Origin of the sequence: Nonomuraea sp. B10E15 (assembly GCF_039871615.1) — a bacterium.
Classification (GTDB): Bacteria; Actinomycetota; Actinomycetes; order Streptosporangiales; family Streptosporangiaceae; genus Nonomuraea.
This window is the reverse complement of sequence record NZ_JBDPMB010000002.1, coordinates 1-18857: the sequence shown is the minus strand read 5'-3', so window position 1 is coordinate 18857 and position 18857 is coordinate 1. Positions and strand designations below refer to the sequence as shown.

General features: G+C 71.3%; 18 protein-coding genes. 5 read left to right on the top strand and 13 right to left on the bottom strand.

Going from position 1 to position 18857, the window contains the following annotated elements:
- Positions 1 to 27: 27 nt before the first annotated feature.
- Positions 28 to 1341 carry a UDP-glucose/GDP-mannose dehydrogenase family protein gene (locus ABGB14_RS09255; RefSeq protein WP_347643163.1) on the top strand — a complete coding sequence of 438 codons (1314 nt, stop codon included), beginning with the start codon at positions 28 to 30 and terminating at the stop codon, positions 1339 to 1341.
- Position 1342: 1 nt separating this feature from the next.
- Here the strand turns inward: ABGB14_RS09255 and ABGB14_RS09250 are convergent, their stop codons facing one another.
- The 3 genes from ABGB14_RS09250 to ABGB14_RS09240 all read right to left on the bottom strand — a co-directional run bounded on the left by ABGB14_RS09250 (position 1343) and on the right by ABGB14_RS09240 (position 4018).
- A complete protein-coding gene (locus tag ABGB14_RS09250; RefSeq protein ID WP_347643162.1) occupies positions 1343 to 2299 on the bottom strand; it encodes a GNAT family N-acetyltransferase in 957 nt (318 codons plus the stop codon).
- A 64-nt stretch (positions 2300 to 2363) separates the two neighbouring features.
- The gene (purE, locus tag ABGB14_RS09245) at positions 2364 to 2873 is read right to left on the bottom strand and encodes a 5-(carboxyamino)imidazole ribonucleotide mutase (protein WP_347643161.1); all 510 of its coding nucleotides are present in this window, start codon (positions 2871 to 2873) and stop codon (positions 2364 to 2366) included.
- Positions 2870 to 4018 carry a 5-(carboxyamino)imidazole ribonucleotide synthase gene (locus ABGB14_RS09240; protein ID WP_347643160.1) on the bottom strand — a complete coding sequence of 383 codons (1149 nt, stop codon included), beginning with the start codon at positions 4016 to 4018 and terminating at the stop codon, positions 2870 to 2872. The genes purE and ABGB14_RS09240 overlap by 4 nt, the downstream gene beginning before the upstream one ends.
- A 206-nt stretch (positions 4019 to 4224) precedes the next feature.
- Between ABGB14_RS09240 and ABGB14_RS09235 the strand changes: the two genes are divergently transcribed.
- The gene (locus tag ABGB14_RS09235; protein ID WP_347643159.1) at positions 4225 to 4707 is read left to right on the top strand and encodes a GtrA family protein; all 483 of its coding nucleotides are present in this window, start codon (positions 4225 to 4227) and stop codon (positions 4705 to 4707) included.
- Here ABGB14_RS09235 and ABGB14_RS09230 read toward each other — a convergent pair.
- Both ABGB14_RS09230 and ABGB14_RS09225 read right to left on the bottom strand, forming a co-directional pair.
- Entirely contained in the window at positions 4691 to 5968 is a 1278-nt protein-coding gene (locus tag ABGB14_RS09230) for an ATP-binding protein (protein WP_347616536.1), read from the bottom strand. The two genes, ABGB14_RS09235 and ABGB14_RS09230, sit on opposite strands and share 17 nt — an antisense overlap.
- Positions 5969 to 5972: 4 nt before the next feature.
- Positions 5973 to 6641 (bottom strand): response regulator transcription factor, encoded by a 669-nt coding sequence (locus ABGB14_RS09225; protein ID WP_043620820.1) that lies wholly within the window; start codon positions 6639 to 6641, stop codon positions 5973 to 5975.
- A gap of 331 nt (positions 6642 to 6972) precedes the next feature.
- Between ABGB14_RS09225 and ABGB14_RS09220 the strand changes: the two genes are divergently transcribed.
- Positions 6973 to 8028: a class I SAM-dependent methyltransferase gene (locus tag ABGB14_RS09220; protein ID WP_347643158.1), complete on the top strand. Its 1056-nt coding sequence runs from the start codon at positions 6973 to 6975 to the stop codon at positions 8026 to 8028.
- A gap of 47 nt (positions 8029 to 8075) precedes the next feature.
- Entirely contained in the window at positions 8076 to 10421 is a 2346-nt protein-coding gene (locus ABGB14_RS09215; RefSeq protein WP_347643157.1) for a glycoside hydrolase family 95 protein, read from the top strand.
- Here ABGB14_RS09215 and bfr read toward each other — a convergent pair.
- From bfr to ABGB14_RS09185, 6 genes are all read right to left on the bottom strand, one after another.
- Entirely contained in the window at positions 10394 to 10876 is a 483-nt protein-coding gene (gene bfr, locus ABGB14_RS09210; RefSeq protein ID WP_347643156.1) for a bacterioferritin, read from the bottom strand. The two genes, ABGB14_RS09215 and bfr, sit on opposite strands and share 28 nt — an antisense overlap.
- Before the next feature lie 24 nt (positions 10877 to 10900).
- Positions 10901 to 11077 (bottom strand): (2Fe-2S)-binding protein, encoded by a 177-nt coding sequence (locus ABGB14_RS09205; RefSeq protein ID WP_132618226.1) that lies wholly within the window; start codon positions 11075 to 11077, stop codon positions 10901 to 10903.
- 132 nt (positions 11078 to 11209) lie between these two features.
- Positions 11210 to 11830: an MBL fold metallo-hydrolase gene (locus ABGB14_RS09200; protein WP_347643155.1), complete on the bottom strand. Its 621-nt coding sequence runs from the start codon at positions 11828 to 11830 to the stop codon at positions 11210 to 11212.
- A complete protein-coding gene (locus tag ABGB14_RS09195; RefSeq protein ID WP_347643154.1) occupies positions 11830 to 12915 on the bottom strand; it encodes an S-(hydroxymethyl)mycothiol dehydrogenase in 1086 nt (361 codons plus the stop codon). Before ABGB14_RS09195 ends, ABGB14_RS09200 begins: the two co-directional genes overlap by 1 nt.
- A gap of 101 nt (positions 12916 to 13016) precedes the next feature.
- The gene (locus tag ABGB14_RS09190) at positions 13017 to 13529 is read right to left on the bottom strand and encodes a PH domain-containing protein (protein WP_347643153.1); all 513 of its coding nucleotides are present in this window, start codon (positions 13527 to 13529) and stop codon (positions 13017 to 13019) included.
- A 68-nt stretch (positions 13530 to 13597) separates the two neighbouring features.
- Entirely contained in the window at positions 13598 to 14416 is an 819-nt protein-coding gene (locus ABGB14_RS09185) for a biotin--[acetyl-CoA-carboxylase] ligase (protein WP_347643152.1), read from the bottom strand.
- A 113-nt stretch (positions 14417 to 14529) separates the two neighbouring features.
- Here ABGB14_RS09185 and ABGB14_RS09180 point away from each other — a divergent pair, with 113 nt between their 5' ends.
- Positions 14530 to 15648 (top strand): epoxide hydrolase family protein, encoded by a 1119-nt coding sequence (locus tag ABGB14_RS09180; RefSeq protein WP_347643151.1) that lies wholly within the window; start codon positions 14530 to 14532, stop codon positions 15646 to 15648.
- On the opposite strand, the gene ABGB14_RS09175 is transcribed toward ABGB14_RS09180, so the two are convergent.
- Both ABGB14_RS09175 and ABGB14_RS09170 read right to left on the bottom strand, forming a co-directional pair.
- Positions 15611 to 18256, bottom strand: a complete 2646-nt coding sequence (locus ABGB14_RS09175) for a phosphoenolpyruvate carboxylase (RefSeq protein WP_347643150.1) — start codon at positions 18254 to 18256, stop codon at positions 15611 to 15613. The two genes, ABGB14_RS09180 and ABGB14_RS09175, sit on opposite strands and share 38 nt — an antisense overlap.
- Positions 18257 to 18645: 389 nt before the next feature.
- On the bottom strand, positions 18646 to 18857 hold a 212-nt coding region (locus tag ABGB14_RS09170; RefSeq protein ID WP_347643149.1), incomplete at its 5' end, for a zinc ribbon domain-containing protein.

The window sequence follows — 18857 nt, the reverse complement described above, 5'->3', positions numbered from 1 at the left end:
GCCTCAGCGATCGAAAGGAGCTCTCTCGTGCCATATCGCCTCACGGTGATCGGGACTGGATACCTGGGGATCACCCATGCGGCGTGCATGGCCGATCTCGGATACGACGTCCTGGGCCTCGACATCGACGCCGACAAGATCAACCGGCTCAGCAACGGGCAGCTCCCCATCCACGAACCCGGGCTCGAAGAGGTGCTCCACCGCGGGCTCGAGTCCGGCCGCCTGCGCTTCACCTCCTCCTTCGAAGAGGTCGCCGCCTTCGGCGACGTGCACTTCCTCTGCGTCGGCACCCCGCAGAAGCGTGGCGAGTACGCCGCGGACGTCTCCTACGCGGACAGCGCCATCGAGTCCCTGGCCCCGCTCCTTGACCGGGAATGCCTGGTGGTGGGCAAGTCCACCGTGCCCGTCGGCACCGCCGAGCGGCTGGCCGACAAGCTCACCCGGCTCGCCCCCGCGGGCACCGAGGCCGAGCTGGCCTGGAACCCCGAGTTTCTGCGGGAGGGTTTCGCGGTCAAGGACACGCTCCACCCCGACCGCATCGTGCTCGGCGTGCGCAGCGAGCGGGCGGAGAAGGTGCTGCGCGAGGTGTACGAACCGCTCGGCGAGATCCCGTTCGTGGTGACGGACTACGCGACGTCCGAGCTGGTCAAGACGGCCGCGAACGCCTTCCTCGCCACCAAGATCTCCTTCATCAACGCCATGGCCGAGGTCTGCGAGGCCGCCCACGCCGACGTCAAGCAGTTGTCCGAGGCGCTGTCGTACGACGACAGGATCGGCGGGCGCTACCTCAACGCCGGGCTCGGCTTCGGCGGCGGCTGCCTGCCCAAGGACATCAGGGCCTTCATGGCGCGGGCCGGCGAGCTGGGCGCGGACCAGGCGCTGACGTTCCTGCGCGAGGTGGACGACATCAACATGCGCCGGCGGGCCCGCATGGTCGACCTGGCAAGGGAGCTGGCGGGCGGCTCGTTCCACGGCTGCACCGTGGGCGTGCTGGGCGCCGCGTTCAAGCCCAACTCCGACGACATCCGCGACTCCCCCGCGCTCAACGTCGCCGTGACCATCGGCCAGCAGGGCGGACGGGTCACCATCTACGACCCGATCGCGCTCGACAACGCTCGTAAGGCTCATCCCGAGCTCAACTACGGCGATTCCGCCGTCGAGGCGGTGCGCGGGGCGCACGTGGTCCTGCTGCTCACGGAGTGGCAGGAGTTCCTGGAGCTCGACCCCGAGCAGCTGGGGGCGGTGGTCGCCACCCGGCGCATCGTCGACGGCCGCAACTGCCTCAACCCCGAGTCGTGGCGCTCGGCCGGCTGGCACTACCGCGCCCTGGGCCGCCCGTGAGTCATCGCAGGTGGAGCACCCACTGGGTGGTCAGCGGGCGATAACCGCGGCGCGCCCAGAACGGCGTGGACAGCGGGTTGGGCAGCGCGTGGTGGAGCATCATGGACGCCACTCCGCGCGCCGACGCATGGCGGTGGGCCACGTCGACGAGCGCCGCGCCCACGCCGTGACTCCGCCAGGCCGGCTCGACGTACATGACCCCGAGGTAGGCCACGGGCGAGTCACGCACGTCCTTGCCGATCCAGCGGGAGCGGCCCGGCGGCTGGACGATGACGCAGCCCAGCGGCCGGCCGCCCGTCGCGGCGACCCAGCACCACTCCAGCGGCAGCACCTCCGCCGCCACGAGTTCCTTGATCCGTGCCGTCGTCGAGCCGCGCAGGGCCACCCAGCCGAACTGCGCGTCGTAGGCCACCAGCCGCTCGTACATCCGCACGATGGCCTCCGCGTCATCCGCGGTGGCCCGGCGGACGGCAGGCGCGCCCACCCCGCGCTCGCCGGGCAGGCGGACGGCGAGCGTGTTCGCCGAGCGCTCGCCGGGCGGGCTGGCAGCGGGCGTGTTCGCCGAGCGCTCGCCGAGCCGGCGGACGGCGGCCACGGAGATGGGCGCGAACCCCCGCACGGCCAGAGCCCTGACCGGCGCGGTGTCCCTGCTCGGCCACGACACGGCCAGCGCCTGCCCGGGGCCGGGATCGGGTAACCCCGCCATCCACCGGTCGAGCAGCCCGCCCAGCGCGGCCTCGGGGTCGGGGCCGCCGACGCGGGCCTGGAGCCGGTGGACGACCAGCGGTGACCAGGAGGCCCGCAGGTCGTCCGGGTTGATGCGGTCGACGGAGGCCAGCCCCGCGGCGTCGCGGGTCTCGAGCCGCACCCCGCCCGCGCCGGGCAGCTCGTCGTGGCCTGCGACCAGCGGATCGGCCGCCCGCACCCGGGCGGCATGGCCCCTGATCACGTTGTCCATCCACGGCACCCTAGCCGTACGGCCAGGCCCGTGGGAGCGCTTTCCAGGGGCGTCCGCGCCTGGGTCAGAGCTCGGCGGCCTCGGCCCGCAACCGCTCGCCCTTGGCGTACGCCTGCTCCTTCAGCCGCGCCTGGAACTCCTCCATGCGCGTCCGCAGCCCGGCGTCGGAGGCGGCGAGAACGCGTACGGCCAGCAGCCCCGCGTTGCGGGCGCCGCCGACGGCCACGGTGGCCACCGGCACCCCGGCCGGCATCTGGACGATCGACAGCAGGGAGTCGAGCCCGTCGAGGTGTTTGAGCGGCACCGGCACCCCGATCACCGGCAGCGGCGTCACGGAGGCCAGCATGCCGGGCAGGTGGGCGGCGCCGCCTGCGCCGGCGATGATCACCTGGAGGCCGCGGGAGGCGGCCTGGCGGCCGTAGTCGATCATCTCGACCGGCATGCGGTGGGCCGACACCACGTCGGCCTCGAACGTCACCCCGAACTCGGCGACCGCTTCGGCGGCGGCCTTCATGACGGGCCAGTCGGAGTCGCTGCCCATGACGATGCCGACGCGCGCCGCGGGCGAACTCATGTGTACTCCCCGGTGGTGAGGTAGACGGCGGCGTGGCGGGCGCGGGCGCGCACCTGATCGAGGTTGGAGCCGAGGGCCGTCACGTGGCCGATCTTGCGGCCCGGACGCACCTCCTTGCCGTAGAAGTGCAGCTTGATGCCCGGATCGTGGGCGAGCACGTGCTCGTAGCGCTTGAACAGGCCGGGGTCGTCGCCGCCGAGCAGGTTGGCCATGACGACGACGGGCGCGGTCATGGTGGGCGAGCCGAGCGGCAGGTCGAGCACCGCCCTCAGGTGCTGCTCGAACTGCGAGGTCCTGGCGCCCTCGATCGTCCAGTGGCCGCTGTTGTGCGGCCGCATGGCCAGCTCGTTGACCACCAGCCCCTGCGCGGTCTCGAACAGCTCCACCGCCAGCAGCCCCGTCACCCCCAGATCGTGGGCGATCTTCAGGCCGATGCGCTGGGCCTGGGCGGCGTCTTCGGGGTCGAGCCCGGGCGCGGGGGCCAGCACCTCGACGCAGATGCCGTCCTCCTGCACGGTCTCCACGACCGGGTAGCTGACGCCCTGCCCGTGCGGCGAGCGGGCCACCAGCACCGCCAGCTCCCGCTCGAACGGCACGAACGCCTCGGCCATCAGCTCGACGCCGGACGCGAGGGCCTCCGCGACGTCCGCGGCAGACCTGCACACCCACACGCCGCGTCCGTCGTAGCCGCCGCGCACGGCCTTCAGCACCATCGGCCAGCCGTGCTCGCCGGCGAAGCGCTCGGCGTCGGCGGCCGTGCCGACCCTGGCCCAGGCCGGGCAGGGCACGCCGATCGCGGTCAGCCGCTCGCGCATGACCGCTTTGTCCTGGGCGTGCACGAGGGCGTCGGCCCCCGGGTGCACGGTGTGGCCGTCGGCGACCAGGGCCCTGATGTGCTCGGTGGGCACGTGCTCGTGGTCGAACGTGATCGCGGCGCAGCCCTTGGCGAACGCGCGGAGGTCGCCGAGAGCGCGATAGTCTCCGACCCGCGTGTCGGGGATCACCCGCGCGGCGCTCTCGCCGGGGGCCGCGGCCAGCACCCGCAGTTCGACGCCGAGCGCGATGGCGGGCGGCTGCGTCATCCGGGCGAGCTGGCCGGCGCCGACGATGCCCACGACCGGTCCGATAGGGCTGTAGGAACTCACGCCAGGTGAGCTTACCGGGACGGAACGACTTCCCTGACGGGCGACCCTTCCAGATCATGGCAGGTTAGCGGGCTTGGCAGGGGTTAGGACGTTTTCGCGATGAACGTTCCTTTGCGCGGTATGTTCATCTGTCTGACACCGGGCCTACACGGTGGCCGGTACGCTGAGTTGGTCAGGCTCGACGAAGGAAGGGACCGAGCAGAGACGTGGACTTCGCCAAACGCCTCTACGAGCGGTTCGCCTCCCTGCTGCACGAGCTGGCCAAATTCGGCAGCATCGGGGCCATCGCGTTCCTGATCGACACCGGCGCCTACAACCTCTTCCTGCTGGGGGTCGGCCTGGGGCCGCTCACCTCCAAGGTTTTCGCGACCACGATCTCGGCGACGTTCGCCTACCTGGGCAACCGCTACTGGACGTTCCGGCACCGGGAGCAGAGCGGGCTCGGGCGCGAATATTTCCTGTTCTTCCTGCTCAACGGCATCGCCCTGCTGTTCGGGCTGCTGGTGATCGGCTTCACCACCTACACGCTCCACCTCGACGACGCCCTCAGCGCCAACATCGCCAACATCATCGGCGTCGGGCTCGGCACGCTGTTCCGCTTCTGGTCGTACAAGAAGTGGGTGTTCCTGGAGGCCACCGAGCCCATCCCCGTCGAGCTGCCGGAAGCCGGGGTCAAGCAGGACCGCTGACCACGCGGTTGCCGCCGTTCTCCTCCGCGGGGCGCAGGAAGACGGCGAACGTGGCCGGGCGCCGGCGCACCAGCTCCAGCCTGCCGCCGTCGGCGGCGGCCAGCGCGCGGGCCAGCGTCAGGCCGAGTCCGGTGCCTCCGCCACCGCTGACGTTCCGCTCGAAGATCCTCGGGGCGATCTCGTCGGCGATGCCCTGGCCCTCGTCCGCGACCTCGATCACCACGTAGTTGTCGCCGCAGGTGGACGTCACGGTGACGGCGCCGCCGCCGTGGCGCAGGGAGTTCTCCAGCAGCGAGGCGATCACCTGGCCGAAGCCGCCGGTGGTGGCCATCGCCTTCATCCCGCGGGTGCCGTCGAGCCGGATCTCGCGGCCCGCGTCGCGGAAGACCGGCTCCCATTCGATGATCTGCTGGCCGAGGATCTCGTCGATGGCCACCGGATGTGCCTGGGCGTGGCGCTGGCGGCGGGCCGCGGCCAGCAACTCGTCGATCACGGCGGTGAGCCGCTCCGCCTGGACGATCGCCGCCTCGCCCTCCTCGCGGACGACCTCCGGCTCGTCGGAGGAGGCGACGATCTCCTCCAGCCGCATGGTCAGGCCGGTCAGCGGCGTGCGGAGCTGGTGGGAGGCGTCGGTGGCGAACTCTCGCTCGCGGGTGAGCAGGTCGGAGATGCGGGTGGCGCTGCGGTCGAGCACCTGGGCCACCCGGTCGAGCTCGGGGATGCCGTAGCGGTGCTTGCTCGGCCGCGCGTCGCCCGAGCCGAGCCGGTCGGCGATCTTCGCCAGGTCCTGCAGGGGGAGCGTCAGCCGGCGTGACTGGACCACGGCCAGGCTCACGGCCACCGCCAGAGCGGCCACGGCCAGGGCCACGATGAGCAGCAGGCGGGCGGCCACGTCCTGTTCGACCTGGTCGCGGTCGCGACTGATCCGGACGTAGACGCCGGTGTTGGTCTGGGCGTCCTCCGTCATGAGGTGGCCGGACGGCGGGGGCGAGCCGACCACGGTCACCCGGAGGGGGGTTCCGTGCTCCCAGATCTGGATGTATCTTCCCGGGTATTTCTGCTCCAGTTGCTGGGGGTCGAGTGGCGTCTCCTGGACACGGGCGTATTCCACCTCTCCCACGAGACGCTTGGCTTCGGACCCAAGCTCCTGAGCCGCTTCGTCGACGATCAGGCGACTCACCACGACGCCCAGGGGGACCCCCAGCAACAGGACCGCGATAACCGCGACGACCAGGGTGGAGGTGAGCAGTCGGCGGCGCATCCGCCTACTCGCGTTCGAACCGGAAGCCGACTCCCCGGACGGTCGTGATGTAGCGGGGCTTGGCGGCATCGTCGCCGAGCTTGCGGCGCAGCCAGGAGATGTGCATGTCGAGGGTCTTGGTCGAACCCCACCAGTTCGTGTCCCAGACCTCCCGCATGATCTGCTCGCGGGTGACGACCTTGCCGGCGTCGCGCACGAGCACGCGCAGCAGGTCGAACTCCTTGGTCGTCAGGTGGAGCTCCTTCTCCCCCATCCAGGCCCGGCGCGAGTCGGCGTCGATGCGCACCCCCTGGACGACCGGGGTCTCCGAGGTGCCGCGCCGCAGCAGGGCGCGGACCCTGGCGAGCAGTTCGGCCAGCCGGAACGGTTTCGTCACGTAGTCGTCGGCGCCCGCGTCGAGCCCGACGACCGTGTCGACCTCGTCCACGCGTGCGGTGAGTATCAGAACCGGAGTGCCGTGCCCTTCGGCGCGGATCCGGCGGGCCACCTCCAGACCGTCCATTTCGGGCAGGCCAAGGTCGAGAACGATGAGGTCTATGCCGCCCGACAGGGCCCTTTCCAGGGCCTGCGGGCCATCGGGGCTCACCTCGACCTGATAACCCTCGCGGCGTAGCGCACGCGCGAGCGGCTCGGAAATCGAGGTGTCATCCTCGGCTAGAAGTACGCAGGTCATGAAGCGATCGTAGGACCTTAGGCGATCGTTTCCCGGGCACAGCGCGCGGTTTGACTCGTAGTTGACCTATCCATTGACCTGGGCAAACTCGGCTAAATATCACTTAGTCAGGATTAAATTACCGTGATTATCGACGCGAAACTTGGCGGCCCGTGCACGACGCGCCAGAGTGAAAATTCCGCTCAGCACTTTCCGCCGATCACTTTCCCCGGCCGAGCGCCCGGGTAGGGGACGCGTCCACGGCGGAACCGGTCGTGTGGCGAAAGACCTTTTCCAGGTGCCGCGTGGCGCCGATCCTCGATCGGGGCCCGGCCGGAAGAAGGAGATGATCATGATGACTACGAGCACCGACGCGTTCGCCGACCGCCTGCTGGGATCGGCACTCGGCACCATCGACCTGCTCTCCATGCACATCGGCGACCGGATGGGCTGGTATCGCGCGCTGGCCGCGCACGGCCCGGCCGACGCCGCCGAGCTGGTCGCCCGTTCCCGCGGCCACGAGCGGTACGCCAGGGAGTGGCTGGAGCAGCAGGCCGCCACCGGGATCCTGGAGGCCGCGGAGGACGGCCGCTTCGCCCTGCCCGGCGGCGCGGCGGAGGTGCTGACCGACGAGTCCAGCCTGGCCTACCTCGCCCCGCTGGCCCGGATGCTGGCCGGCGCGTCCGTCCAGTTGCCCGCGCTCCTGGTCGCCTACCGCGACGGCGGCGGGGTGCCCTGGGCGGCGTTCGGGGCCGACATGCGGGAGTCGCAGGCCGACATGAACCGGCCCTGGTTCGAGCACGCACTGCCGGACGCGCTCGCGGGCGTGCCCGTGCTGGACGCCGTGTTGCGCCGCCCCGGCGCCCGCGTCGCCGACGTGGGCTGCGGCGGTGGATGGTCGGCCATCGCGCTGGCCAGGGCCTACCCCGGAGCGACCGTGGAGGGCGTCGACATCGACGGCCCGTCCGTCGAACTGGCCACCCGCAACGCGGCCGGCGCGGGTCTCGGGGACCGGGTGACCTTCCGCCGCGGCGACGCTGCCCTGCTGCACGAGAGCCGCTACGACGCCGTCTTCGCCTTCGAGTGCGTGCACGACATGCCGCGGCCGGTGGAGACGCTGGCGGCGGCGCGGCGGGCGACGAGCCCGGACGGCGCCGTCGTGATCATGGACGAGGCCGTCGGCGACTCCTTCACGGCCCCCGCGGACGACGTCGAGCGGCTGATGTACGGCTTCAGCCTGCTCATCTGCCTGCCCGACGCGATGAACGAGCAGCCCTCGGCCGCCACCGGCACCGTGCTGCGACCGGGCACGCTGCGCCGCTACGCCCGCGAGGCCGGCTTCTCCGACGTCGAGATCCTGCCCATCAAGGACTTCGGCTTCTGGCGTTTCTACCGGCTCATTCCCTGAGCAGAGGTCGGATGTCTCTCCGTGCTGCCCTGGTACCCTGGGGCCGCATGGCGGACCTCCCGGGAGATACACCCGATGACCTGACGCTCTGGTACGACGAACCGGCCACCGACTGGGAGACCCAGGCGCTGCCCATCGGCAACGGCGCCCTCGGGGCGATGGTCTTCGGCGGCACCCGCACCGAGCGGCTCCAGTTCAACGAGAAGACGTTGTGGACCGGCGGTCCAGGGTCGGCACAGGGCTACGACTTCGGCAACTGGACCTCGCCCCGGCCGGACGCCCTGGCGGGGGTCAGGCGGCGGCTCGACCGCGACCCGCGGATGTCGCCCGAGGAGGTCGCGGCCGAGCTGGGGCAGCCGAAGTCGGGATTCGGGGCGTACCAGGCGTTCGGCGACCTGTGGCTGGAGATGGCGGAGCACGGCACAGCCGGCGGCTACCGGCGGGAGTTACGCCTGCGGGAGGCAGTGGTCAGGGTCGGCTACACCGCGGGCGGCGTACGCCACGCGCGCGAATACTTCGCCTGCCATCCGGCGAACGTGATCGCGGGGCGGCTCTCGGCCGACCGGGCGGGCGCGGTGTCGTTCACGCTCCGCGCGACCTCGCCGCACCTGCCGCCCGAGCAGGCCGGCGTCGCCAACGGGCGGCTGACGCTCAGGGGAGCGCTGGCGGACAACGGGCTGAGGTACGTGGCCCAGGTGCACGTGGTCGCGGAGGGCGGCACCCGCACCGACGGGGACGGCCTGATCACGGTCACCGGAGCCGACAGCGCGTTCTTCGTGATGTCGGCGGGCACCGACTACGCCGGGACGTACCCGGCCTACCGCGGCGACGACCCGCACGCCGCCGTCACCGCCGCCGTGGACCGGGCCGTGGCGCTGGGTTACGACGCGCTGAGGCGGGCCCACCAGGACGATCACCGGGCGTTGTTCGACCGGGTGGTGCTGGACCTCGGGCAGCGGACGCCGGCCGTCCCCACGGACCGGCTGCGGGCCGCCTACACCGGCGGCCAGGGGGCGGACGACCGCGCGCTGGAGGCGCTGTTCTTCGCCTACGGCCGCTACCTGCTGATCGCCTCGTCGCGGCCCGGGTCGTTGCCCGCGAACCTGCAGGGCGTCTGGAACGACTCCACCAGCCCGCCCTGGTCCGGCGACTACCACACCAACATCAATCTGCAGATGAACTACTGGCCCGCCGAGGTGACGAACCTGGCCGAGACGGCGCGGCCGTACGACGACTTCGTCACGGCGCTGGTGGCGCCGGGCGAGGTGACGGCGCGGGAGATGTTCGGGGCCGGCGGGTGGGTGGTGCACAACGAGACGAACCCGTTTGGGTTCACCGGCGTGCACGACTGGGCCACCGCGTTCTGGTTCCCGGAGGCGGCCGCCTGGCTGACCCGGCAGATGTACGAGCACTACCTGTTCAGCGGCGACATCCGCTACCTGCGCGAGACCGCCTACCCGGTGATGAAGGGGGCCGCGCGGTTCTGGCTGGACACGCTGCACACCGACCCCCGCGACGGCGGCCTCGTCGTCTCGCCGAGCTACTCGCCCGAGCAGGGCGACTTCTCGGCCGGGGCGTCGATGGCGCAGCAGATCGTCTGGGACCTGCTCACGAACGTGGCCGAGGCCGCCGGCGTGCTGGACGCCGACGCCGCGTTCCGCGCGCGGGTGCGGGAGGCGCTGGCCCGGCTCGATCCCGGGCTCAGGATCGGATCCTGGGGGCAGCTCCAGGAGTGGAAGGCCGACTGGGACGACCCCGGCAACACGCACCGGCACGTGTCCCACCTGTACGCGCTGCACCCCGGGCGCCAGATCACGGCGGAGAGCCGCGAGGGCGGGGCGGCCGGGGTCGCGCTGGCGGCAAGGGCTGACGGTGGCACGGGCTGGAGCAAAGCGTGGAAGATCAGTTTCTGGGCGCGGCTGCTCGACGGCGACCACGCGCACACGATGCTGCGCGAGCAGCTCAGGCACTCCACGCTGGACAATTTGTGGGACACGCACCCGCCGTTCCAGATCGACGGCAACTTCGGGGCCACCGCGGGCATCGCGGAGATGCTGGTGCAGAGCCGGCCCGGCGAGATTCACGTGCTGCCCGCGCTGCCGTCCGCCTGGCCTGCGGGGTCGGTGCGCGGGCTGCGGGCCAGGGGCGACGTGACGGTGGACGCCTCCTGGCGTGACGGCGCCGCCGAGCGGATCACGCTGCGCACGGGGCGCGGCGGCCCGATCACGTTGCGTTCGGCGGCCATCACGGCCGCCAGCCGGGTGCTGGACGGGCGGGGCGACGACGTGGGCGCGCGCCGCTCCGGCGACACCCTGGCCTGGAACGCCGCCGCGGGGGCGGCGTACGTAGTCGTGACGGGGAGCGGTCAGTCGGCCGAGGGCGGCTCGGCGTAGCGGGCGAGGTAGAGCTGCTCACCGAGGCTGCGGATCAGGTCGAGCTCCGTCTCCAGGTAGTCGATGTGCTCCTCCTCGTCCTCGAGGATCTCCTCGAAGATGCGGGCGGAGGTGACGTCGCCCTTCTCCCGCATGAGCGGGATGGCCGGCCGCAGCCGCTGCACCACCGACAGCTCCACCTCCAGGTCGGCCCTGAGCTGCTCCTCGACGGTCTGGCCGATGTGCAGTGTGCCCAGGCGCTGGTAGTTGGGCAGCCCTTCGAGGAACAGGATGCGGTCGGTCAGGCGTTCGGCGTGGCGCATCTCGTCGAACGACTCAGCGCGGGTGTGCTCGGCAAGCTTGGTGTATCCCCAGTTCTCCTGCATCTTGGCGTGCAGGAAATACTGGTTGATCGCGGTCAGTTCGGCGGTCAACTGCTCGTTGAGCAGCTCGATGATCTGCTTGTCGCCCTGCATGGCAGGCCCCTTGCTGCTATCCGGCTACGCGGTCGTCAGTTCTTCAGACCGTTTCAGGATCGCACAGATTTTCCGCACACATCGGGCACAGTCACCACCAGCCCCGGTGGTGTCACGGATCTGCTTCGCGCTGGTAGCCCCGGCGGCAATGCAGTCGTGCACCTCGTTCTCGGTCACCGCACGGCACACGCACACGTACATCCGGGGACAAACCTCTCGAGCCAAAGGGGGAACACCATTAGGTAAGGCACACCTAAGGTAGCCCACTTTGATAAGGCTTGCCTACGTTAGGTACGCCACAGTGATGTACCGTACGCGTGCGAGCCACTCCTCTCAGTGACCCCGGGCGATCCACTCCTCAAGGTGCGGCGCCTCCGCGCCGATGGAGGTCGAGTCGCCGTGCCCGGTGTGCACGACGGTCTCCGCGGGCAGCGCCAGCAGGCGCTCCCTGATCGAGTCGATGATCGTGTCGAACGAGCTGTAGGAACGCCCGGTCGCCCCGGGCCCGCCCTTGAACAGCGTGTCGCCGCTGAACAGCGCGCCCAGCTCGGGGGCGTACACGCAGACCGCTCCCGGCGCGTGACCGGGCGTGTGCATGATCTGCAGCGTGATGCCGCCGACCGCGATCTTCTCGCCGTCGGCCAGCGGTTCGTACGACAGCGAGTCGGCGTACTGCTGCTCCCACAACACCTGGTCGGCGGGGTGCAGCCGGATCGGCGCCCCCGTCAGGCCGGCGAGAGGTCCTGCCGCGTTGATGTGGTCGTTGTGCGCGTGCGTGCAGACGATGGCCCTGACCGCGCGCCCGCCCACCCGCTCGGCGATGGGCGTGGCGTCGTGGGCGGCGTCGATGACGACCACCTCGCGGGCGTCGCCCACCAGCCAGACGTTGTTGTCGACCTCCCACGTGCCGCCGTCCAGCGAGAACGTGCCCGAGGTGATGACCCGGTCGATCATCAGAGGACCACCACCGAGCGCAGCACCTCGCCGCGGTGCATCTTGCCGAACGCCTCCTCGACCTGGCCGAGCTGGATCGTCTCCGTGACGAACCGGTCGAGCGGCAGGCGGTTCTGCAGGAACAGGTCGATCAGCATGGGGAAGTCGCGCGAGGGCAGGCAGTCGCCGTACCAGGAGGACTTGAGCGAGCCGCCGCGCCCGAACACGTCGAGCAGCGGCAGCTGCAGCCGCATCTCGGGGGTCGGCACGCCGACCAGCACGACCGTGCCGGCCAGGTCACGGGCATAGAACGCCTGCTCGTACGTCTCGGGCCGCCCCACCGCCTCGATGACCACGTCGGCGCCGAAGCCGCCGGTGAGGTCGCGGATGGCCTCGACCGGGTCGTTGTCGCGGGAGTTGACCGTGTGGGTGGCGCCGAAGCCGCGGGCCCACTCGAGTTTGCGGTCGTCCACGTCGACCGCGATGATCTTCGCGGCGCCGGCCAGCGACGAGCCCAGCACGGCCGCGTCGCCGACGCCGCCGCAGCCGATGACCGCCACGCTGTCGCCGCGCGTCACCCCGCCGGTGTTGATCGCCGCGCCGATGCCGGCCATGACACCGCAGCCGAGCAGCCCCGCCACCTGGGCCGGCGCCTCGGCGGAGACCTTGGTGCACTGGCCGGCGGCGACGAGCGTCCTGGCCTGGAACGCGCCGATGCCCAGCGCGGGCGACAGCTCCGTGCCGTCGGCGAGCGTCATCTTCTGGCGGGCGTTGTGGGTGTTGAAGCAGTACCACGGCCGGCCGCGCAGGCAGGCCCGGCACTGGCCGCACACGGCCCGCCAGTTGAGGATGACGAAGTCGCCCGGCTCCAGCCCCGTGACCCCCTCGCCCACCGCCTCGACGGTGCCCGCCGCCTCATGGCCGAGCAGGTAGGGGAAGTCGTCGCCGATCCCGCCCTCCCGATAGTGCAGGTCGGTATGGCAGACCCCGCAGGCCTGCACGTTGACGACCGCCTCGCCCGGCCCCGGATCGGGAACCACGACCGTCTCGAGCGAAACTTCCTGACCCTTGCCCCTGGCGATCACGCCCTGCACTTCGTACGGCATGCCAGCCATCTTGTGTCAGGAGGATGATCTCCGCAAGACATAGGGCCGCACCACGCCGGGCCGTCCGGCCGGAACGATCCTCCCGCTCGCGGGAGCGGGCGTCAGCGGCCGTCGATCGTCCCGTCGGAGGCGTCCTCGACGAGCCTGAACAGCTCGGTGCGGACGTCCTGGATCCTCGGGATGTCGCGCAGCACGATCTCGCCCCTGTCGGAGGCGGACTCGACCGTCAGCGTGCCGCAGCCGAGCAGCCGCTCGGGGAACGTCTGGTCGGAGCTGACCGTGTTGACCTTGGCGATCGGGATCTCGTCGGTCGACTTGTTGAGCACGCCGGTGCTGATCGTGAAGCGGTGGGTGGTGAGCACGTAGCCGGTGTTCTTCCACTGCAGGTAGGGGACGAACGACCAGATCGTCAGCAGGATGAGGCCGATGACGCCGGTGGCAATCCTGGCGTGGAAGGCGAACTCCCAGTCGGCCGGGATGAAGTAGAGAGCCGCGCCGGCGGCCGCCGCGATGAGCACCAGCGCGACGAAGGGGCCGACGAGCCGCTTCCAGTGCGGGTGGAAGGACCTGACGCGCCGCTCACCCTGCGTCAGATGATGGTCGGGAAGGGTCATGCGAAGAATGGTGCCATCCTCGCGGCCCCGGCGGCTATCGCGGTGGTGCGGCGCGCACCCTCCGCATCTCAGGCCATGCGCACGTGGACGACGTCGCCCGCGCTCAGCGTGTAGTGCTCGCCGCCGGACTCCACCTGGAGGTGCCCCCACTGGTCGATGCCGGACGCCCGGCCGGTCAGCGCCTGATCGCCCGGCAGCTCCACCCTGACCTGCCTCCCGACCGTGGCGCTGGTCGCGAGGTAGGCCGAGCGCAGCCCGGACGCCTCCGCGTCGCCCTTGGCGTCGACCCAGTCGTGGTAGTGGCTCTCGACCTCGCGCAACACGGCCCGCAGCAGCGGATCGCGGTCGAGGCAGGCCGCCTGCTCGATGCCCAGCGACGTGGCGGTCTCGACGGGCAGCTCGTCGGGTTTGAGCGACACGTTCAGCCCCATGCCGATGACGACGGCGTCGTCGGCGCGCTCGGCGAGCACGCCGGCCAGCTTGCGCTCGCCGACCAGCAGGTCGTTGGGCCACTTCAGGCGCACGTCGACCTCGGCCAGGCGGCGCACCGCCGATGCGGCGGCGACGCCGTACAAGAGGGTCAGCCAGCCCTGGGAGGCGAGGGGGACGTGCGGCCGGAGCAGGATCGAGAACGTCAGGCCCGAGCGGGGCGGAGCCGACCAGGAGCGGCCCAGCCGCCCGCGGCCCGCGGCCTGCGCCTCCGCCACCAGCACGGACCCCTCCCGCGCCCCCTCCTTGGCGGCGCCGGCCAGGTCGGCGTTGGTCGAGCCGGTGCTCTCGACGACCGTGACGCCCGTCCACAACGAGCCTGGGCGGACCAGCGCGCGGTTGAGCGCCGCCGCGTTCAGTGGCGGGCGGTCGAGGTCGGAGTAGCGCGAGTTGGCCATCTCCCCATCTTGGCCGATGGCGGTGGGTTCGCTGACGGCGGGAGACCTATTGGAATAAAGCATTCCGTTCTGCTATTATCGGAACAGAACGAACCGTTCCCGAGAGGATCGTCATGAGCATCACCCCCTTCCGCATCGCCGTCCCGCAGGCCGACCTCGACGACCTGCGGGACCGCCTCGCCCTGACCCGCTTCACCGACGAGATCGACGGCGCCGGCCAGGGAGTGAGCGTCGAGCGGGTCAAGCGCCTGGTCGGCCGCTGGCGCGACGGGTTCGACTGGCGGGCGCTGGAGGCCAGGCTCAACGCGTACCCGCAGTTCACCACCGAGATCGACGGGCAGAACGTGCACTTCTTCCACGTGCGCTCCGACAACCCCGAGGCCCTGCCGCTGATCCTCACCCACGGCTGGCCCGGCTCCGTCGTCGAATATCTCGACGCCATCGAGCCGCTGTCACGCCACTTCCACCTGGTCGTCCCGTCGCTGCCCGGCTACGGCTTCTCGGGGCCGACGCGCGGGCCGGGCTGGAACAACCAGCGCATCGCCAGGGCGTGGGCCGCGCTCATGGCCGAGCTCGGCTACGAGCGCTACGGCGCTGTGGGCAACGACGCCGGGTCGATGATCTCGCCCGAGGTCGGCAGGATCGACCCCGAGCACGTCGTGGGCGTGCACGTCACGCAGCTCTTCTCGTTCCCGTCCGGCGACCCCGCGGAGTTCGCCGACCTGAGCGAGGACGACCAGGCGGGGCTGGCCGTGCTCGACTGGTTCTGGAAGGAGAAGGGCGCCTTCAACGTGCTGCAGTCACAACAGCCGCAGACGCTCGCGCACGCCCTCGCCGACTCCCCCGCCGGGCTCGTGGGCTGGCTCGCCCAGCTCTTCGACGAGGACCTCGACGACGACTTCGTGCTGGCCAACGCCGCCGTCCACTGGTTCACCGGCACCGCGGGCTCCGCGCTGCGGCTCTACTGGGAGAACGCCCGCATGGAGCAGCCGAAGGAGCCCACGACCGTGCCGACGGCGCTGGCCATGGCCGAGGGCGACTTCCTGTCGATCCGCCGTTTCGCCGAACGCGACCACGCGAACATCGTCTCCTGGAAGACGCTGCCCGCCCCGGCGCGTGGCCACTACACCGCGCACAGCGCCACGGACGTGCTCGCCTCCGACATCCGGGCCTTCTTCGACGCTCTCCGCCGGCTCAGCCGGTGTTCTGCAGCCCCGCCGCGACACCGTTGACCGACAGGAGCAGGAGCGTGGACAGCCGGTCGCGCTCCCGCTCCGACGGGTTGCCGGTGCGCAGCGCGCGCAGGGCCCGCAACTGCAGGTGCGACAGCGCGTCGACGTACGGGTCGCGCAGCTGGACCGCCCGCGAGAGCACCTTGCGGTTCTCCAGCAGCCGCCTGTGCCCCGTGACCCTGAGCACCAGCTCGCGGGTCCTGTCGTACTCCTCCAGCACCTGCCGGGCGAAGTCCTCCCTGCCGCCCAGCGCCAGATAGCGCTTGGCGATCGAGCGGTCGGTCTTGGCCAGCGACATCTCGGCGTTGTCGAGCATCGCGTTGAACAGCGGCCACTCGGTGTACGCCGCCCGCAGCTCCTCGATGTCGCCGACGGCCGCCAGGCCGGTGCCGAGGCCGTACCAGCCGGGCAGGTTGACCCGGGTCTGCGCCCACGCGAACACCCACGGGATCGCCCGCAGGTCGTCGAGCGAGCGCGGCGCGCCCAGGCCGCGGCGGGCCGGACGCGAGCCGAGACGCAGCGTGCCGATCTCCTCGAGCGGGCTGACCAGGCCGAACCACTCGGGGAAGCCCTCCGCCTCGGTCAGCGACCTGTAGGCCCGCTCGGACGCCGTGGCGACCTGCTCGGCCAGGCCGCGGAACCGTTCGGCGGCGGCCGCGGTGCGCGACCCGATCGTCGGCGAGGAGGCCAGCAGCACGGCGTTGGCCACCTGCTCCAGGTGGCGGCGGGCGATCGCGATGTGGCCGTAGCGGGCGAAGATGACCTCGCCCTGCTCGGTGACCTTGAACCGGCCCGCCACCGAGCCGGGGGCCTGGGCCAGCACGGCGCGGTTGGCCGGGCCGCCGCCGCGGCCGAGCGCGCCGCCGCGGCCGTGGAACATGCGCAGCTTCACGTCGTGCTCGGCGGCCCAGCGGGTCAGCTCCTCCTGCGCCTCGTAGAGCCGCAGGGTGGCCGCGGCGGGGCCGAGCTCCTTGGCCGAGTCGGAGTAGCCCAGCATGATCTCCATGCGCCGGCCGGTGTCGGCCAGGCGCTGCCGCACCTGCGGGATGTCGAGCATCCCGGTGAGCACGCGCGGCGAGTTGGCGAGGTCTTCGCCCGACTCGAACAGCGGCACGACGTCGAGCACGGGCGCGCGGTCGCCGAGCGCGTGCCCGGCCAGCTCGTAGACGGCCGCGACGTCGTCGGCCGAGCGGGTGAAGGACACCACGTAGCGGGAGCAGGCGCTGACCCCGAACCGCTCCTGGATCCAGGCGATCACCCGGATCGTGGCCAGGACCTCCTCGGTGCGCTCCGACGGCTCGCCGCCCGCCCGCAGCTCCTCCAGTGCGGCGGCGTGCACCTGGGAGTGCTGGCGCACCTCCAGCTCGGCCAGATGGAAGCCGAACGTCTGGACCTGCCAGATGAGGTGCTGCAACTCGCCGTACGCCTGCCGCGGCGCGCTCGCAGCCAGCGACTCCTGCGCCAGGCGCAGGTCGGCCAGCAGCTCGTCGGGCGAGCGGTAGGCCAGGTCGAGGTCGCGGCGGTGGGTGGCGGCGATGCGCGCGGCCACGAAGAGCAGCCACTGCCGGTGCGGCTCGCGCGGCGAGCGGGTGGCCAGCTCGGAGACGACCTCGGGGTAGGCGTCCACGGCCGTGGCCAGCGCCGTCTTGAGCTCGGGCGAGCAGGGGGCGAACTGCGCGGAGGCCGTCAGCGTGCGGCCGATGCGCGAGCAGGCGGTCTCGAGGGCCGTCAGCACGTGCTCGGACTGGATCTGGACGGTCTCACGCGTGACCCTGGCCGTGACGTTGGGGTTGCCGTCGCGGTCGCCGCCGATCCAGCTGCCGTAGCGGATGAACGGCCTGGCCCGGGGCGGGCGGGCGCCGGTGCCTCCGTCGTGGGCAGGGTCGGCCGCCGCGCCGAGCGCCGCGTCGAGGGCGCGGTAGACCTGCGGCACCGTACGGAACAGCGTCTCGTCGAAGGCGGCCATGGCGGTGCGCACCTCGTCGAGCGGGTCGAGCTTGGTGGAGCGGAGCTGGGCCGTGCGCCACAGCAGGTCGATCTCCTCCAGCATGCGCCGCTTGCTCTCCGCCCGCTCGGAGGCGCCGCGGCCAGGGGAGTTGTACTCGGTGAGCTGGCCGCTGACCCGCTGGATCGCGGTGACGACCGCGCGCCTGCGCGCCTCGGTGGGGTGCGCGGTGAGCACCGGGTGCAGCTCGAGGCCCTCCACCAGCTCGGTGACGCGCTCGTGGCCCAGCTCGCGCACGGCCTGGGCGAGCGACTCGCGCTGCACCCTGCCCTCGGCGTCGCGTTCGCGCAGCGTGCGGATGCGGTAGTGCTCCTCGGCCAGGTTGGCCAGGTGGAAGTAGCAGGTGAACGCCCGGGCCACCTCGACTGCCCGCTCGATCTCCCATCCCGCGATCATGGCGGTGATCTCGTCGGCCGAGATCTCGCCCCTGCGCGCGGCGATGACCGCCTTGCGCAGCCGTTCGACGTCGGCCAGCAGGTCTTCGCCGCCCTGTTCGGCCAGCACCTGGCCGAGCAGCTTGCCGAGCAGCCGCACATCGTGGCGCAGCTCGTCCGGCATCTCGGTCACGGCGGCGCTGCGATGTTCGAGCCCCTGGTCAATCATGTTTCGAAGGGTAGCGAGTCGCCACGAACGACCGTAGACCGGTCTCATCAAATGGACTAGACCACTGGGTCCAGGCAGGTCAGGTGGGTTTCGACACCGCCGCGAGCACCAGGTGATGCTGTTCGCCCGCCAGGTTGACTTGATCATGGTGGAGTCGCTGCCGTCCATCGCCAGCAGCCTCACCACCATGACCGGCTGACCGTCCTCGGTCACCTTCACCTTCTTGGTGGCGAAGTCCTTGGCCGCAGTCGGCGGGGACGTGGAAAACGCGTTCGCCGAATACTTCAACGACATGCCGTCACGGCATACCGGCTCGCGCCAACCCCGCCGAGGTAGTACGAACGGCATCCGTCGTGACTCCTCCGCTCCCTGAAGGGAGCGGCTTCTCGCTAAGCCGCTTGCGCAGCCTGGCGAAGGGCAAGCCCTGCCCTCAAGATGTTGACCGCCGCATTCACGTCAGCGTGCGCGGCATGCCCGCACGCCGTACAGGCGAACCCGGCCTGGGTGACGCGGTTCTCCCGTGCGCTGTGCCCGCAGCGGGCGCAGGTGCGGGAGGTGCCGGCGGGGTTCACCGCGATCAGCTTGCGACCGGCGCTTTCAG

What these genes read in the sequence shown, in the direction of transcription:
- ABGB14_RS09250 (WP_347643162.1), bottom strand. Translation starts at nt 2,299, where the DNA reads ATGGACAACGTGATCAGGGGCCATGCCGCCCGGGTGCGGGCGGCCGAT.
- purE (WP_347643161.1), bottom strand. Translation starts at nt 2,873, where the DNA reads ATGAGTTCGCCCGCGGCGCGCGTCGGCATCGTCATGGGCAGCGACTCC.
- ABGB14_RS09230 (WP_347616536.1), bottom strand. Translation starts at nt 5,968, where the DNA reads ATGCGCCGCCGACTGCTCACCTCCACCCTGGTCGTCGCGGTTATCGCG.
- ABGB14_RS09225 (WP_043620820.1), bottom strand. Translation starts at nt 6,641, where the DNA reads ATGACCTGCGTACTTCTAGCCGAGGATGACACCTCGATTTCCGAGCCG.
- ABGB14_RS09220 (WP_347643158.1), top strand. Translation starts at nt 6,973, where the DNA reads ATGATGACTACGAGCACCGACGCGTTCGCCGACCGCCTGCTGGGATCG.
- ABGB14_RS09215 (WP_347643157.1), top strand. Translation starts at nt 8,076, where the DNA reads ATGGCGGACCTCCCGGGAGATACACCCGATGACCTGACGCTCTGGTAC.
- bfr (WP_347643156.1), bottom strand. Translation starts at nt 10,876, where the DNA reads ATGCAGGGCGACAAGCAGATCATCGAGCTGCTCAACGAGCAGTTGACC.
- ABGB14_RS09205 (WP_132618226.1), bottom strand. Translation starts at nt 11,077, where the DNA reads ATGTACGTGTGCGTGTGCCGTGCGGTGACCGAGAACGAGGTGCACGAC.
- ABGB14_RS09200 (WP_347643155.1), bottom strand. Translation starts at nt 11,830, where the DNA reads ATGATCGACCGGGTCATCACCTCGGGCACGTTCTCGCTGGACGGCGGC.
- ABGB14_RS09195 (WP_347643154.1), bottom strand. Translation starts at nt 12,915, where the DNA reads ATGCCGTACGAAGTGCAGGGCGTGATCGCCAGGGGCAAGGGTCAGGAA.
- ABGB14_RS09190 (WP_347643153.1), bottom strand. Translation starts at nt 13,529, where the DNA reads ATGACCCTTCCCGACCATCATCTGACGCAGGGTGAGCGGCGCGTCAGG.
- ABGB14_RS09185 (WP_347643152.1), bottom strand. Translation starts at nt 14,416, where the DNA reads ATGGCCAACTCGCGCTACTCCGACCTCGACCGCCCGCCACTGAACGCG.
- ABGB14_RS09180 (WP_347643151.1), top strand. Translation starts at nt 14,530, where the DNA reads ATGAGCATCACCCCCTTCCGCATCGCCGTCCCGCAGGCCGACCTCGAC.
- ABGB14_RS09175 (WP_347643150.1), bottom strand. Translation starts at nt 18,256, where the DNA reads ATGATTGACCAGGGGCTCGAACATCGCAGCGCCGCCGTGACCGAGATG.